Below are 15335 nucleotides of genomic sequence, written 5' to 3' on the forward strand. Positions count from 1 at the left end.
TTACTTCTCCTTCTTGGCGCCGTAGCGGCTGCGGGCCTGCTTGCGGTTCTTCACACCCTGGGTGTCAAGCGAACCGCGGATGATCTTGTAGCGAACACCCGGCAGGTCCTTCACACGGCCGCCGCGCACGAGCACGATGGAGTGCTCCTGCAGGTTGTGCCCCTCACCCGGAATGTAAGCGGTGACCTCGATCCCGCTGGTCAGACGCACACGCGCGACCTTACGCAGGGCCGAGTTCGGCTTCTTCGGGGTGGTCGTGAACACACGCGTGCAGACGCCGCGACGCTGGGGCGAACCCTCGAGTGCGGGCGTCTTGTTCTTCTCGACCTTGTCCTGCCGGCCCTTCCGGACCAGCTGCTGGATCGTAGGCACTACTTCTCCGGTTTCTGTGTGCCGAATGGTGAAGCTAACCTGGAACTTTTCCGACCCACGCGGTCGGGTGTGTCGGAGCCGCGGACTCTTGCCGCCAAAGCGGAAGGAGCGCGGATCACGGTGGCCGGTGAAGACCCCCATCGCGGTGGGAAGGCACGCACGGGGGCCAGGGCACACCCCAGGCACAAGGTCTGAGCGTACCTATCGCATTCGCTGCGGTCAAAACAAATGCGCTGGACCGACAGCGCCGCCCTTTCCGTCCCGTTTCGCACCGTTCGGTGCCGGGCGCCTCAGGCCCTGGGGGCGGGCACCCGCACCCCGTTCTCCCCGGCCGCGCCCTGCCCCGGTACCGAGGGCGCCGGCGCCGCCGAGGGCGCGGTCGGCGCCGCCGTGTCGTGCCGGACGAAGTACGTCGGCCGGTTCTGCACGGCCGTGTAGATGCGCCCCACGTACTCGCCCAGCAGACCGACGCAGACCAGCTGCACCCCGCCGATGAACACGATGCCGGTGAACAGGGAGGTCCAGCCCGGCACCGTCCGGCCCAGCGCGAAGGCGGTGAGGGTGTAGACCAGCAGCCCCAGGCAGACGACGAACGCGCCGGCGCCCAGCCAGGTGGCGATGCGCAGCGGGGCGGCGGAGAAGCCGGTGACGCTGTCGACCCCGAGCCGGATCATCCTCCCCAGCGGGTACTTGGTGCGCCCCGCCGTACGCGGAGCGCGCTCGTACGTCACCTGCCCGCTCGGGAAGCCCAGCCAGGGCACCAGGAGCCGGTAGACCCGCTGCTGGTCCGGCAGGGCCTTCAGGGCGTCGACGGCGGCCCGGCTGAGCAGCCGGAAGTCCCCCGCCTGGGCCGGGACCGAGGGACCCGCGAGGCGCCGCATCAGCCGGTAGTAGCAGCCCGCCGTCCACCGCTTGAACCCGGAGTCGCTGCTGCGGTCGTCGCGGACGCCGTAGACGATGTCGAGGCCCTCGGCACGGGCCAGCGCCAGCATGTCGGGGATCTTCTCCGGCGGGTCCTGGAGATCGGCGTCGAGGCTGACCACGTAGGTGCCCACGGCCCGGTCCAGGCCGGCCGTGAGGGCCGCCTGGTGCCCGGAGTTGCGCCGCAGCGCGACCACACGCAGCTCCGGCCAGCCCAGCCGGAAGGCGGCGAGCAGCTCCGCCGTACGGTCCCCGCTGCCGTCGTCGACCGCCACGACCTCGTGGGCGACGCCCAGCTCCGTCAGGACCGGGCGCAGTCGGCTGACCAGCGCGGGGAGGACTTCTTCTTCGTTGTACATCGGTATGACGACCGACAGCACGACCGGTCCGTGCTGCTCCGCGTCCCGTTCCTCGGGCACCGCGCCTCCCCTCACCCTGATCCTGAGCACAGATGTGCGACTCTTGTGCGATCTTATGGCAGCAATTGACGCTTGAGCACGGACCGAGGGGGATGACAGCCATGGACACGGCTGCCGACGACACGGTGACCGACAGGCCCGCCGGCGCACCGGACGGGCAGCCCGAGGACCGTCCGGAGCGCTCCTGGCGGACCTGGCGTCCCGTCCTCCCCGACCGCGCCCGCCCCTACCTGCCCGCACTGGCCCTGTACGGCGTCACCAAGCTCGTCGGCCTCGCGGTCTTCGCGTCGCTGCTGGAGTACGCCGGTGACTACGAGGGCAAGAACCCGCGCTTCGGCGGGGGCGCCCACTGGTGGGACGTGCTGGCCACCTGGGACGGCTGGTGGTACCTCCAGGTCGCCGAGCACGGCTACAGCCCCTCCCTGGTACGGCTCGGCGGCGACGGCCTGTTCACCGTCCAGCAGAACTCGGTCGCCTTCTTCCCGCTCTACCCGGCGCTGATCCGCATGGTCTCGGAGGTCACCGGCCTCGGGCTGTACGGCGCCGGCATCCTCGTCTCCGTCGTCTGCTCGTTCGTCGCGGCCGCGGGCATCTTCGCCGTGGTCCGCCTCGTGGCCGGGGCCCGCGCGGGCACGATCGCCGCCGGGCTGTGGGCCGTCGCGCCCGGCGCGGGCGTCGAGTGGGCCGTGTACTCCGAGTCCCTGTTCGTCGCCATCGCCGCCTGGGCCTGCTACGCGGTGATGACCGGGCGCTGGGTGACGGCCGGGCTGCTGGCCTTCACCGCGGGCCTGAACCGGCCCACGTCCGCCGTCCTCATAGGCGCCGTGGGCCTGGCCGCCCTGGTGACCCTGGCCCGGCCGGCCTCCCGGCGCGAGCACGGCGTACGGGGCCCGGTGTACGCCATGGTCGTGGCCCCGCTCGGCCTGCTCGGCTACATCGCCTGGGTCGGCTACCGCACCGGCGAGGCCACCGCGTACTTCACGCTCCAGCGCGAGGGCTGGGCGCACTTCTTCGACTACGGCGCCTACACCCTGGACGTGCTGCGCAACCTCGCCGTCGGCAAGGGCGACTACGTCTTCGCCTTCTCCACCCCGGACCTGCTCTCCCTCCAGCTGGTCCTGGCGCTGCCCTTCCTGATCGCCCTGATGCTGCGCAAGAAGCCCCCGCTGGTCCTGGTCGCCTACACGCTGGCCACGATCATCACGGTCCTCGGCACCCAGCAGATGTTCGGCAACACCATGCGCTACCTGCTGCCGGCCTTCCCCCTGCTCCTCGCGCCGGCCGCGGCCCTCGCCCGCCTGAGGCTCCCGAGCCTCGCGGTCTTCTTCACCACGGCCGCGCTCGCCTCCGGCTGGTACGCGCACTACGTCATCTTCGAGCTGGGCGTGCCGTAGCCACCGCGTCCGCACACGCCGAAGGGCGGCCACCCCTCCCGGGGTGACCGCCCTTCGGCGTTCAAGCGTTACCCGCTCACTGGTTGTACGGACCGTAGTCGTAGTCCTCCAGCGGGACGGCCTGGCCGGAGCCGGTGCCGAACGGCGAGTAGTCGATGTCGTCGTAGCCGACGGCCGAGTACATCGCGGCCTTGGCCTCCTCGGTCGGCTCCACCCGGATGTTGCGGTAGCGGGACAGGCCCGTACCGGCCGGGATGAGCTTACCGATGATGACGTTCTCCTTGAGGCCGATGAGGCTGTCGGACTTGGCGTTGATCGCCGCGTCCGTCAGGACTCGGGTCGTCTCCTGGAAGGAGGCGGCCGACAGCCAGGATTCCGTCGCCAGCGAGGCCTTGGTGATACCCATCAGCTGCGGACGACCGGAGGCCGGGTGACCGCCCTCCTGGACCACACGACGGTTCTCGGTCTCGAACTTCGAGCGCTCGACCAGCTCGCCGGGCAGCAGTTCCGCGTCGCCCGACTCGATGATCGTCACGCGGCGCAGCATCTGCCGGATGATGATCTCGATGTGCTTGTCGTGGATCGACACACCCTGCGAGTTGTAGACCTTCTGGACCTCGCCGACCAGGTGGACCTGGACGGCACGCTGACCCAGGATGCGCAGCACGTCGTGCGGGTTGGTGGCACCCACGGTGAGCTTCTGGCCCACCTCGACGTGGTCGCCCTCGCCCACCAGCAGACGGGCACGCTTCGAGATCGGGAACGCCGTCTCGTCGCTGCCGTCGTCGGGGGTGACGACGAGCTTCTTGGTCTTCTCGGTCTCCTCGATCCGGACGCGGCCGGAGGCCTCGGAGATCGGGGCGACACCCTTCGGGGTACGGGCCTCGAAGAGCTCGACGACACGCGGCAGACCCTGCGTGATGTCGTCACCTGCCACACCACCGGTGTGGAAGGTACGCATCGTCAGCTGGGTGCCGGGCTCACCGATGGACTGGGCGGCGATGATGCCGACCGCCTCACCGATGTCGACCAGCTTGCCGGTGGCCAGGGAGCGGCCGTAGCACATGGCGCAGGTGCCGACCTGGGACTCGCAGGTCAGGATCGAACGGGTCTTGACCTCCTCGACACCGTTGGCGACCAGGGCGTCGATCAGGACGTCACCGAGGTCGACGTTGGCCGGCGCGATCACCTTGCCGTCGATGACGACGTCCTCGGCGAGCATGCGGGCGTACACGCTGGTCTCGACGTCCTCGGCCTTGCGCAGCGTGCCGTCCGCGTCGCGCGTGGCGATCGGCAGCTTGAGGCCGCGCTCGGTGCCGCAGTCCTCCTCGCGAATGATGACGTCCTGGGAGACGTCGACCAGACGACGGGTGAGGTAACCCGAGTCGGCGGTACGCAGAGCGGTGTCCGCCAGACCCTTACGGGCACCGTGCGTGGAGATGAAGTACTCCAGCACGGACAGGCCCTCACGGAACGAGGCCTTGATCGGACGCGGGATCGTCTCGTTCTTGGCGTTCGACACGAGACCACGCATACCGGCGATCTGACGCATCTGCATCATGTTGCCTCGTGCGCCCGAGTTCACCATCATGAAGATCGGGTTGGTCTTCGGGAAGTTCTCGTTCATCGCCTCGGCGACCTCGTTGGTCGCCTTGGTCCAGATCGCGATGAGCTCCTGCGTGCGCTCGTCCTTGGTGATCAGACCGCGCTCGTACTGCTTCTGGACCTTCTCGTCCTGAGCCTCGTAGCCCTTGACGATCTCCTTCTTCGCCTCGGGAACGACGACGTCGGAGATGGCCACGGTGACGCCGGAACGGGTCGCCCAGAAGAAGCCGGAGGCCTTCAGGTTGTCGAGCGTCGCCGCCACGATGACCTTCGGGTACCGCTCGGCGAGGTCGTTGACGATCTCGGAGAGCTGCTTCTTGCCGACCTCGTAGTCGACGAAGGGGTAGTCCTCGGGCAGCAGCTCGTTGAAGAGCGCGCGGCCCAGCGTGGTCTTCAGGGTGAAGGTGTCACCCTGCTGCCACTCCGGCTCACCCTCCTCGCGGGCCGGGGGCTCCCAGCCGCGGGGCGGGATGGTGCCCACCGGGAAGCGGATGTCGACCTTCGACTGGAGCGACAGGTCGCCCGCGTCGAACGCCATGATCGCCTCGGCGGCGGAACCGAACGCGCGGCCCTCGCCCTTGAGGTCCCGGCCCTCGCCGTCGGTGGTGAGGAAGAACAGACCGAGGACCATGTCCTGGGTCGGCATCGTCACCGGACGGCCGTCGGCCGGCTTGAGGATGTTGTTCGAGGACAGCATCAGGATGCGGGCCTCGGCCTGCGCCTCCGCGGAGAGCGGCAGGTGGACGGCCATCTGGTCACCGTCGAAGTCCGCGTTGAACGCGGTGCAGACGAGCGGGTGGATCTGGATGGCCTTGCCCTCGACCAGCTGCGGCTCGAAGGCCTGGATGCCGAGGCGGTGCAGCGTGGGCGCACGGTTCAGCAGAACCGGGTGCTCCGCGATGACCTCTTCCAGCACGTCGTACACGACCGTGCGGCCGCGCTCGACCATGCGCTTGGCGCTCTTGATGTTCTGCGCGTGGTTCAGGTCGACCAGGCGCTTCATCACGAACGGCTTGAAGAGCTCCAGCGCCATGGCCTTGGGCAGACCGCACTGGTGCAGCTTCAGCTGCGGGCCGACGACGATGACGGAACGCGCCGAGTAGTCGACTCGCTTACCGAGCAGGTTCTGACGGAAACGACCCTGCTTGCCCTTGAGCATGTCGCTCAGAGACTTCAGCGGGCGGTTGCCGGGACCGGTCACCGGGCGACCACGACGACCGTTGTCGAAGAGGGCGTCCACGGCCTCCTGGAGCATGCGCTTCTCGTTGTTCACGATGATCTCGGGCGCGCCGAGGTCGAGAAGCCGCTTCAGGCGGTTGTTGCGGTTGATCACGCGGCGGTACAGGTCGTTCAGGTCGGAGGTCGCGAAGCGGCCACCGTCCAGCTGCACCATCGGACGCAGGTCCGGCGGGATGACCGGCACGCAGTCCAGCACCATGCCCTTGGGGCTGTTGCTGGTCTGCAGGAACGCGGAGACGACCTTGAGGCGCTTGAGCGCACGGGTCTTCTTCTGGCCCTTGCCGGTGCGGATGATCTCGCGGAGGCGCTCGGCCTCCTCGTCGAGGTCGAAGGACTCCAGGCGCTTCTGCAGCGCGGCGGCGCCCATGGAGCCGTCGAAGTACGTGCCGAAGCGGTCACGCAGCTCGCGGTAGAGCAGCTCGTCGCCCTCGAGGTCCTGGACCTTGAGGTTCTTGAACCGGTTCCACACCTCGTCGAGGCGGTCGATCTCGCGCTGCGCACGGTCGCGCAGCTGCTTCATCTCACGCTCGGCACCCTCGCGCACCTTGCGGCGCACGTCGGCCTTGGCGCCCTCGGCCTCCAGCTCGGCGAGGTCCGTCTCGAGCTTCTTGGCGCGGGCCTCCAGGTCGGAGTCGCGACGGTTCTCGATCTGCTGACGCTCGACGGAGACGTGCGCCTCCAGGGACGGCAGGTCGCGGGTACGACGCTCCTCGTCCACGAACGTGATCATGTACGCCGCGAAGTAGATGACCTTCTCGAGGTCCTTCGGGGCGAGGTCGAGCAGGTAGCCCAGGCGCGACGGGACGCCCTTGAAGTACCAGATGTGGGTGACGGGTGCGGCCAGTTCGATGTGGCCCATCCGCTCGCGGCGCACCTTGGCGCGCGTGACCTCGACGCCACAGCGCTCACAGATGATGCCCTTGAAGCGGACGCGCTTGTACTTGCCGCAGTAGCACTCCCAGTCCCGGGTCGGACCGAAGATCTTCTCGCAGAAGAGTCCGTCCTTCTCGGGCTTGAGCGTGCGGTAGTTGATCGTCTCGGGCTTCTTGACCTCGCCGTGGCTCCACTGACGGATGTCGTCAGCGGTGGCCAGGCCGATCCGGAGCTCGTCGAAGAAGTTGACGTCGAGCACTATGCGTCAATCCCTCTCAGGGTTGTAAGTCTGTGGTCTGAAACGGGGGTCGCGGGATCGGCGGGGCCTCTGCGTGAGAGGCCCCGCCTGACTCCCGTCAGACCTCTTCGACGCTGCTCGGCTCGCGCCGCGACAGGTCGATGCCGAGCTCCTCCGCAGCGCGGAAGACGTCCTCGTCGGTGTCACGCATCTCGATGGACATGCCGTCCGAGGACAGCACCTCCACGTTGAGGCACAGGGACTGCATCTCCTTGATGAGCACCTTGAAGGACTCGGGGATGCCGGGCTCAGGGATGTTCTCGCCCTTGACGATGGCCTCGTAGACCTTCACGCGGCCGGTCACGTCGTCGGACTTGATGGTCAGCAGCTCCTGGAGGGCGTACGCGGCGCCGTACGCCTCCAGCGCCCACACCTCCATCTCACCGAAGCGCTGGCCACCGAACTGGGCCTTACCACCCAGCGGCTGCTGGGTGATCATCGAGTACGGACCGGTCGACCGGGCGTGCAGCTTGTCGTCGACCAGGTGGTGGAGCTTGAGGATGTACATGTAGCCGACCGAGATCGGCTCCGGGAACGGCTCACCGGAGCGGCCGTCGAACAGCCGCGCCTTGCCGGACGGGAGCACCATGCGCTCGCCGTCGCGGTTCGGGATGGTGTGCTGGAGCAGACCGGCCAGCTCGTCCTCACGCGCACCGTCGAAGACCGGGGTGGCGACGTTGGTGCCGGGCTCGACCTTGTCGGCGCCGATGGCCTGCAGACGCTGGGCCCACTCCTCCGCGAGGCCGGAGACGTCCCAGCCGCGGCTGGCGAGCCAGCCGAGGTGGATCTCCAGGACCTGTCCCGGGTTCATTCGGGACGGGACACCCAGCGGGTTCAGGATGATGTCGACGGGCGTGCCGTCCTCCAGGAACGGCATGTCCTCGATCGGGTTGATCTTGGAGATGACGCCCTTGTTGCCGTGGCGGCCGGCGAGCTTGTCACCGTCGGTGATCTTGCGCTTCTGCGCCACGTACACGCGCACCAGCTGGTTCACACCGGGGGGAAGCTCGTCGCCCTCCTCGCGGTCGAAGACGCGGACGCCGATGACCTTGCCGATCTCACCGTGCGGCACCTTCAGGGAGGTGTCGCGCACCTCGCGCGCCTTCTCACCGAAGATCGCGCGGAGCAGGCGCTCCTCCGGGGTCAGCTCGGTCTCACCCTTGGGCGTGACCTTGCCGACGAGGATGTCGCCGGCGACGACCTCGGCACCGATGCGGATGATGCCGCGCTCGTCGAGGTCGGCGAGGACCTCCTCGGAGACGTTCGGGATGTCCCGGGTGATCTCCTCGGGGCCGAGCTTGGTGTCACGGGCGTCGACCTCGTGCTCCTCGATGTGGATCGAGGAGAGGACGTCGTCCTGCACGAGGCGCTGCGACAGGATGATCGCGTCCTCGTAGTTGTGACCCTCCCACGGCATGAACGCGACCAGCAGGTTCTTGCCGAGCGCCATCTCGCCGTTCTCGGTGGCCGGACCGTCGGCCAGGACCTGGCCCTCGATGACCCGGTCGCCCTCGGCGACGATGACCTTCTGGTTGACCGAGGTTCCCTGGTTGGACCGGGAGAACTTGGCCAGGCGGTACGTGATGTACGTGCCGTCGTCGTTGGTCGTGGTGATGTAGTCCGCGGAGACCTCCTGGACCACACCCGCCTTCTCGGCCTTGACCACGTCGCCGGCGTCGGCGGCGGAGCGGTACTCCATGCCGGTGCCGACCAGCGGGGACTCGCTCTTGATGAGCGGCACCGCCTGACGCATCATGTTCGCGCCCATCAGGGCACGGTTGGCGTCGTCGTGCTCGAGGAACGGGATCATGGCGGTCGCGACCGACACCATCTGGCGCGGCGAGACGTCCATGTAGTCGACGTCGTCACCGGGGACGTAGTCGACCTCTCCGCCACGGCGGCGGACCAGGACGCGGGCCTCGGAGAAACGCATGTCGTCGTTGAGCGTGGCGTTGGCCTGCGCGATGACGAAGCGGTCCTCCTCGTCGGCGGTCAGGTAGTCCACGTCGTCCGTGACCTGGCCGTCGACGACCTTGCGGTACGGCGTCTCGATGAAACCGAAGGGGTTGATCCGGCCGTACGAGGCGAGCGAGCCGATCAGACCGATGTTCGGGCCTTCGGGCGTCTCGATCGGGCACATGCGGCCGTAGTGCGACGGGTGCACGTCGCGGACCTCGAAGCCGGCCCGCTCACGGGAGAGACCACCCGGGCCGAGGGCGTTCAGACGACGCTTGTGCGTCAGCCCCGACAGCGGGTTGTTCTGGTCCATGAACTGGGACAGCTGGCTGGTGCCGAAGAACTCCTTGATGGAGGCGACGACCGGCCGGATGTTGATCAGGGTCTGCGGCGTGATCGCCTCGACGTCCTGGGTGGTCATGCGCTCGCGCACGACGCGCTCCATACGGGCGAGACCCGTACGGACCTGGTTCTGGATCAGCTCGCCGACGTTGCGGATGCGGCGGTTGCCGAAGTGGTCGATGTCGTCGGTCTCGACGACGATCTCCCGGCCCGACTCGCCGACCGTCTCGGTCTCACCGGCGTGCAGCTTCACCAGGTACTTGATGGTGGCGATGACGTCGTCGGTGGTGAGGACGCCGGCGTCCAGGGGCTCGTCGGCGCCGAGCTTCTTGTTCACCTTGTAGCGGCCGACCTTGGCGAGGTCGTAGCGCTTCGGGTTGAAGTAGAGGTTCTCGAGCAGCGTCTGCGCGGCCTCACGCGTGGGGGGCTCGCCCGGACGCAGCTTGCGGTAGATGTCGAGCAGCGCGTCGTCCTGGCCCTGGGTGTGGTCCTTCTCCAGGGTGGCGCGCATGGACTCGTACTCGCCGAACTCCTCCAGGATCTGCTCGGTCGTCCAACCGAGAGCCTTGAGCAGGACGGTCACGGACTGCTTGCGCTTGCGGTCGATGCGCACACCGACCATGTCGCGCTTGTCGATCTCCATCTCCAGCCAGGCACCCCGGGACGGGATGATCTTGGCGGAGAAGATGTCCTTGTCGGACGTCTTGTCGATGGAGGAGTCGAAGTAGACACCCGGCGAACGGACCAGCTGCGACACCACGACACGCTCGGTGCCGTTGATGACGAAGGTGCCCTTGTTGGTCATGAGCGGGAAGTCGCCCATGAAGACCGTCTGGGACTTGATCTCGCCGGTCTCGTTGTTGGTGAACTCGGCGGTGACGAAGAGCGGGGCCGCGTACGTGAAGTCGCGGTCCTTGCACTCGTCGATGCTGTTCTTGGGGGGCTCGAAACGGTGGTCGCGGAACGTCAGCGACATCGACCCGGAGAAGTCCTCGATCGGCGAGATCTCCTCGAAGATCTCTTCCAGACCGGACTTGGTGGGGACGTCCTGACCGGACTCCAGAGCCGACTCGACGCGAGCCTTCCACGCGTCGTTGCCGAGCAGCCAGTCGAAGCTCTCGGTTTGCAGCGCGAGAAGGTTCGGAACCTCGAGGGGCTCCTTGATCTTTGCAAAGGAGATGCGCAGCGGGGCGGTGCTGGCAGCGTTGTTCGTATTCGCGGTCGAGGCATTGCGCGAGGCGGCCAAGAGGGGGTCCTTCCGAGGGCTCGGACTCACTACGCGCGTACCGGCCCCTCTTCCGTGCACGAAGACAGGGGGTGCCTGACGTGGCGAAAAGCCAGGTCGGACATGCTCTGGTCGTCAGTGCTCGGGCGAGGGTAGACCCCTGGTGACGGGCAGGGGGCAGCTAACAGGCAGCGCAAAGGGACAGTGTAGCCACTTGGCTCACTGATGTCCAGTGCGGTTCTCGGGGACCGTGTTCGCTCCTCGTTGTTCTCACCACCTGCGGCAAGGCCTCGCCCTCAACGCACGTTGATACTGCCCTCTTCGCCGTCGATCCATGCCTCGGATTCGGATCCTTTGACGACGCCCTGAGAATTGCGCGCTGCGTGCTGTTCGTCAAGGCCCCCCTAGGCCCGAACCGGTCGCCTCCAGCGGCTCTCAGGGCCCCGGAGACGGCACGACGAAGATCACCCTACTCTCCGTCGTCACGCGTGCAAGGCAGCCGCCGCCGCACCCTCGGATACGCCGAAGAGCGACCACCCGGATGGATGATCGCTCTTCGGTGCTACGGCGTTACAGACCCTGCCGGATCCGTGGTGCCGGTGCGGTCTTACTTGACCTCGACGGAGGCGCCGGCGCCCTTGAGGGACTCGGCGGCCTTCTCGGCGGCGTCCTTGGCGACCTTCTCGAGGACGGGCTTCGGGGCGCCGTCCACGAGGTCCTTGGCCTCCTTCAGACCCAGGGAGGTCAGCTCACGCACGACCTTGATGACCTGGATCTTCTTGTCGCCGGCACCGGTGAGGATGACGTCGAACTCGTCCTTCTCCTCCTCGGCGGGGGCGGCGCCACCAGCGGCACCACCGGCGACGACGACCGGCGCGGCGGCGGCGGCGGTGACGTCGAACTTCTCCTCGAAGGCCTTCACGAACTCGGAGAGCTCGATGAGGGTCATCTCCTCGAACTGGGCGAGCAGGTCGTCCTGGCTGAGCTTCGCCATGATGGCGGTCCTTCCACTAATTCGGCAGGTGCCGGATGTACGGGGTGAGGCGGGCGTACGTCGGGCCCGCTGCGATCCGCGCCGCGCTCAGGCGGCCCGGATCAGAAAGCGAGCCGAATTACTCGGCACCGCCCTGCTCGTCCTGCTTGGCACGGAGCGCGTCCACGGTGCGGACGAGCTTCGACGGCAGCGCCTGGAAGACAGAGGCAGCCTGCGACTGCTTGCCCTTCATGGCACCGGCCAGCTTGGAGAGCAGAACCTCGCGGGACTCGAGGTCCGCAAGCTTCTTGATCTCGTCGGCGGACAGCGCCTTGCCGTCAAGGACACCGCCCTTGATGACGAGGTTGGGGTTGTCCTTGGCGAAGTCGCGCAGACCCTTCGCCGACACCACCGGGTCACCGGTGATGAAGGCGACAGCCGTCGGACCATTGAACTGGTCGTCCAGCGTCGTGATCCCGGCCTCATTGGCCGCAATCTTGGTCAGCGTGTTCTTCACCACGGCGTACTGGGCGTTCTCACCGAGCGACCGGCGCAGCGTCTTGAGCTGCGCCACGGTGAGACCGCGGTACTCGGTCAGCACGGCGGCGTTGGAGCTGCGGAACTTGTCCGTCAGCTCGGCAACCGCGGCAGCCTTGTCGGGCGTCGCCATAGAGCCTCGGCCTCCTTCCGGGTGATTCGGACCGCGCGGACCCGAAGGAGGACTGGAGAAAACGAAACGCCCCGGCGCAGGCGCACGGGGCGTGGCTCGACCGTCGGCACACCCATGGGGCGTGAGGTCCGGGAGCTCATCCACAGTCACCTGCGCGGGTCGTCCGCAGTTCAGCGGATCCTTCGGCCACCGTGCCCTCCGAGGAGCACACGGCAACGACCAGCGGTCTTTGGCTTCTGGTGAAGCGTACGGGAACGGGGCAGTGTCAAGCAAATCCGCCCTTACGGCGACCCGGGGGCGCTCAGCCCGTCTGGGACTCCTTCATCATCTCGGCCAGGTCGACGGTGTCCTTGGCGGGCGGAGCGGAGACCTTCACGGGCTCGTTGAAGCCGAGGAAGGTGATCGTCATGTCCAGCGGACCCTTGTCGGCCTTGCCGCGCATGCGGAACTGCTTGGTGTGGTCGTCGCCGTCGATCCACACGTCCATCGTGAGCTTGTCGACGCCCATCTGCTCGTACTGCTCGACGCTCTTGCGGCGCTTGTCGCGGGTCTCCTTGTCCTCGCCCTCGAGGGACTTCTCCAGGTCGGCGAGATTGAGCGTGCCCTTGTAGTGGGTGGTCTCCACGCCGTCGACGGTCTCGGTGCCGACCTTCTCCACGTCGTCGGCGCCGGTGAGGAAGGTGGACTCGGTCGCCGGGTTCTTGTCGGCCTGGGAGGCGCCGCCCAGCTGGTTCAGCTCCTTGTCGGCGCCGAGCGCGGCCAGGTCGAACTTCATCCAGCTCTTGCCGTCCATCTCCTTGGCGGCCTCGGCGCCGCCGCCGATGTACATGGCCTTGTCGACGAGCCGGATCTCCGCCTTGGCGTCAGCGCCCTGGTCGAGCGCCGTCATCTTCATGCTCATCGCGAGCGTGGGCTCCAGCTGCATCTGGGCCTCGGCCTCGACCCGGCCCTCCTCGGGAGCCCGCCCGGTCATGCGGTAGCGGAGGGACTTGATCTCCTCCGTGTTCTTCGCCGCCTTGGCGACGGCCGCGGCCGGCGTCATCTTCGGGGACTCCTCGCCCCCGTCGGAACAGCCCACCGCGCCGGCGGCGAGCAGCAGAGCGGTCAGACCGGCGCCCACGGGCACGCGTACGGACGTCTTCATGAGTTCCCCCCACGGAAACACGCTTCGCAGGGCACACGGACTGCGCACTGCTTCTTCACAGCAAGGACGCGAGCGTATCGGAGATGGTTCGAACGATCTTGTGATTTATGCGGGGGCGGTTCCGCGGGAGTACGGCGGCCGGCGTCCGGTCAGGAGCCGTCGCCCCGCGTCTTCAGCAGTTCCCTGAAGTCCGCCGTGTCCGCGGCCGGCGGGCGCTTCGGGACGGCGCCTGTGCCGTAGTCGCTGTAGTACGCGGTCTGGGTCAGCTTCCCGGTTTCCGTCCGGCCCCGCTCGACCTTCTTGACCAGCAGGTCCCGGTCGTCCACCCAGATGTCGACGGTGCGGGCGGTGGCGCCGCCGACCGTGCCGGTCCAGTGCGTGGTGTGCCGGCCGCGGGTCGTCTCCGCACCGACCTCGCGCACGTCCTCGGCCGCCAGCAGGGCCTGCACCGCCAGGTGCGGGGTGGTCTCGCGCAGCTGGTCCGCGAAGCCGCCGCCCGCGTCTCCACCGAGGGCGTCCAGATCCGCGTAGGCGTACTTGATCCAGTGCCGGCCGCCCACCCGGTCGGCGAACCGGTCGCCGAGCCTGGCGTAGTACGCGTCGGGCAGGTAGCGGGCCTCCAGCGCGGTGGTGCCGAGCCGGCGCATCGTCTCGGCGGTCGTGCCGCCCGTGTACGTGATCGTCAGGGTGCCGGTGAGGCCGTCGCGCCAGCCGAGGGTGCCGGCGGCCTTCAGGGACAGTTCCCCGCCGATGACGGTCGTGGACTCGACCCTGGCCGAGCCGGCCCGTCCGGTGGCCCGCTCCACGGCGCGCAGGGGCCGGGTCGTCGGGTCGGTGGCGCGGGCGGCGTCGGTGGAGGGCGCGGACCCGGCGGCGGAGGTGCAGGCGGTGACGGAGACCAACACGGTCGCCACCGCGACCCGGAGGACCGTACGGCGTGCCGTCGTGCGCGTCATCCGCCCCACCCCTGTGCGCCGTATGCGAGTTCGCTGCCCGCACGCTAGCCCAGCGGGCCGGTGTCCGTACCGGAAAAGCGGAACGGGCCCCGCACCTCGGAAGGTGCGGGGCCCGTGAACCCTTGGGGGGTGAGCCGTCGGCTCAGACCGCCGCCGGGTCCTCCTCGACGAGGAGGTTGCGGGTGCGGTTGGAGTCCAGCGGGATGCCGGGGCCCATCGTGGTGCTGATGGCGGCCTTCCGGATGTACCGGCCCTTGGCGGCGGACGGCTTCAGACGGAGGACTTCCTCCAGCGCCGCGCCGTAGTTCTCCACCAGCTTGGTGTCGTCGAACGACGTCTTGCCGATGATGAAGTGCAGGTTCGAGTGCTTGTCGACGCGGAACTCGATCTTGCCGCCCTTGATCTCGGTCACGGCCTTGGCCACGTCCGGGGTCACGGTGCCGGTCTTCGGGTTCGGCATCAGACCACGCGGGCCGAGGACGCGGCCGAGGCGGCCGACCTTGCCCATGAGGTCCGGGGTGGCGACGACGGCGTCGAAGTCCAGACGGCCCTTCGACACCTCGTCGATCAGTTCGTCGGCGCCGACGATGTCGGCGCCCGCGGCACGCGCGGCCTCGGCACGGTCACCGGTCGCGAAGACCAGGACCCGGGCGGTCTTACCGGTGCCGTGCGGGAGGTTCACGGTGCCACGGACCATCTGGTCGGCCTTGCGCGGGTCGACACCCAGGCGGAAGGCGACCTCGACGGTGCTGTCGAACTTGGTCGTGGAGGTCTCCTTGGCGAGACGGACGGCCTCGAGCGGGGCGTAGAGCTTGTCCCGGTCGATCTTCTCGTCCGCAGCGCGGAGAGACTTGCTGCGCTTGCTCACTACTGCTCCTGTTGGCTACTGAGGAGTCGTGGTCCGGGCCGAGCAGGCCCTGCCACTACTACTGCTGGTTTACGGGGGTG

At 68.1% G+C, this 15335-nt stretch carries 10 protein-coding genes; 1 reads left to right on the plus strand and 9 read right to left on the minus strand.

All coding sequences use genetic code 11. The annotated features are described in order from the left end of the window. Both rpsL and ACZ6EG_RS14790 read right to left on the minus strand, forming a co-directional pair. Window positions 1-372, minus strand: a complete 372-nt coding sequence (gene rpsL / locus ACZ6EG_RS14785) for a 30S ribosomal protein S12 (RefSeq protein ID WP_003948652.1) — start codon at window positions 370-372, stop codon at window positions 1-3. Window positions 373-662: 290 nt separating this feature from the next. After that, window positions 663-1712 carry a glycosyltransferase family 2 protein gene (locus ACZ6EG_RS14790; RefSeq protein WP_469604645.1) on the minus strand — a complete coding sequence of 350 codons (1050 nt, stop codon included), beginning with the start codon at window positions 1710-1712 and terminating at the stop codon, window positions 663-665. A 101-nt stretch (window positions 1713-1813) separates the two neighbouring features. On the opposite strand from ACZ6EG_RS14790, the gene ACZ6EG_RS14795 reads away from it, so the two are divergent. Next, on the plus strand, window positions 1814-3106 hold the full coding sequence (locus ACZ6EG_RS14795; protein WP_469604648.1) for a hypothetical protein: 1293 nt from the start codon (window positions 1814-1816) through the stop codon (window positions 3104-3106). Window positions 3107-3182: 76 nt separating this feature from the next. On the opposite strand, the gene ACZ6EG_RS14800 is transcribed toward ACZ6EG_RS14795, so the two are convergent. The 7 genes from ACZ6EG_RS14800 to rplA all read right to left on the minus strand — a co-directional run bounded on the left by ACZ6EG_RS14800 (window position 3183) and on the right by rplA (window position 15255). Beyond that, window positions 3183-7082 carry a DNA-directed RNA polymerase subunit beta' gene (locus tag ACZ6EG_RS14800; RefSeq protein ID WP_053135573.1) on the minus strand — a complete coding sequence of 1300 codons (3900 nt, stop codon included), beginning with the start codon at window positions 7080-7082 and terminating at the stop codon, window positions 3183-3185. A 97-nt stretch (window positions 7083-7179) separates the two neighbouring features. Next, window positions 7180-10665 carry a DNA-directed RNA polymerase subunit beta gene (gene rpoB / locus ACZ6EG_RS14805; RefSeq protein WP_053135571.1) on the minus strand — a complete coding sequence of 1162 codons (3486 nt, stop codon included), beginning with the start codon at window positions 10663-10665 and terminating at the stop codon, window positions 7180-7182. Between the two features lie 586 nt (window positions 10666-11251). Next, on the minus strand, window positions 11252-11638 hold the full coding sequence (gene rplL / locus ACZ6EG_RS14810; RefSeq protein ID WP_356601715.1) for a 50S ribosomal protein L7/L12: 387 nt from the start codon (window positions 11636-11638) through the stop codon (window positions 11252-11254). A gap of 118 nt (window positions 11639-11756) precedes the next feature. Beyond that, window positions 11757-12287, minus strand: coding sequence for a 50S ribosomal protein L10 (gene rplJ, locus ACZ6EG_RS14815; RefSeq protein ID WP_356601713.1), 531 nt, complete (start codon window positions 12285-12287; stop codon window positions 11757-11759). Window positions 12288-12588: 301 nt separating this feature from the next. Beyond that, window positions 12589-13431 (minus strand): SCO4651 family lipoprotein, encoded by an 843-nt coding sequence (locus ACZ6EG_RS14820; protein ID WP_469604654.1) that lies wholly within the window; start codon window positions 13429-13431, stop codon window positions 12589-12591. A 149-nt stretch (window positions 13432-13580) separates the two neighbouring features. Further along, entirely contained in the window at window positions 13581-14387 is an 807-nt protein-coding gene (locus ACZ6EG_RS14825; RefSeq protein WP_391969968.1) for an SCO4651 family lipoprotein, read from the minus strand. Window positions 14388-14529: 142 nt separating this feature from the next. Then, on the minus strand, window positions 14530-15255 hold the full coding sequence (gene rplA, locus ACZ6EG_RS14830) for a 50S ribosomal protein L1 (RefSeq protein WP_383641619.1): 726 nt from the start codon (window positions 15253-15255) through the stop codon (window positions 14530-14532). Between the last annotated feature and the right edge of the window lie 80 nt (window positions 15256-15335).

The sequence above is a fragment of the Streptomyces sp. NPDC041968 genome (assembly GCF_055589025.1).

What these genes read in the sequence shown, in the direction of transcription:
- ACZ6EG_RS14795 (WP_469604648.1), top strand. Translation starts at nt 1,814, where the DNA reads ATGGACACGGCTGCCGACGACACGGTGACCGACAGGCCCGCCGGCGCA.
- rplL (WP_356601715.1), bottom strand. Translation starts at nt 11,638, where the DNA reads ATGGCGAAGCTCAGCCAGGACGACCTGCTCGCCCAGTTCGAGGAGATG.
- rplJ (WP_356601713.1), bottom strand. Translation starts at nt 12,287, where the DNA reads ATGGCGACGCCCGACAAGGCTGCCGCGGTTGCCGAGCTGACGGACAAG.
- ACZ6EG_RS14820 (WP_469604654.1), bottom strand. Translation starts at nt 13,431, where the DNA reads ATGAAGACGTCCGTACGCGTGCCCGTGGGCGCCGGTCTGACCGCTCTG.
- ACZ6EG_RS14825 (WP_391969968.1), bottom strand. Translation starts at nt 14,387, where the DNA reads ATGACGCGCACGACGGCACGCCGTACGGTCCTCCGGGTCGCGGTGGCG.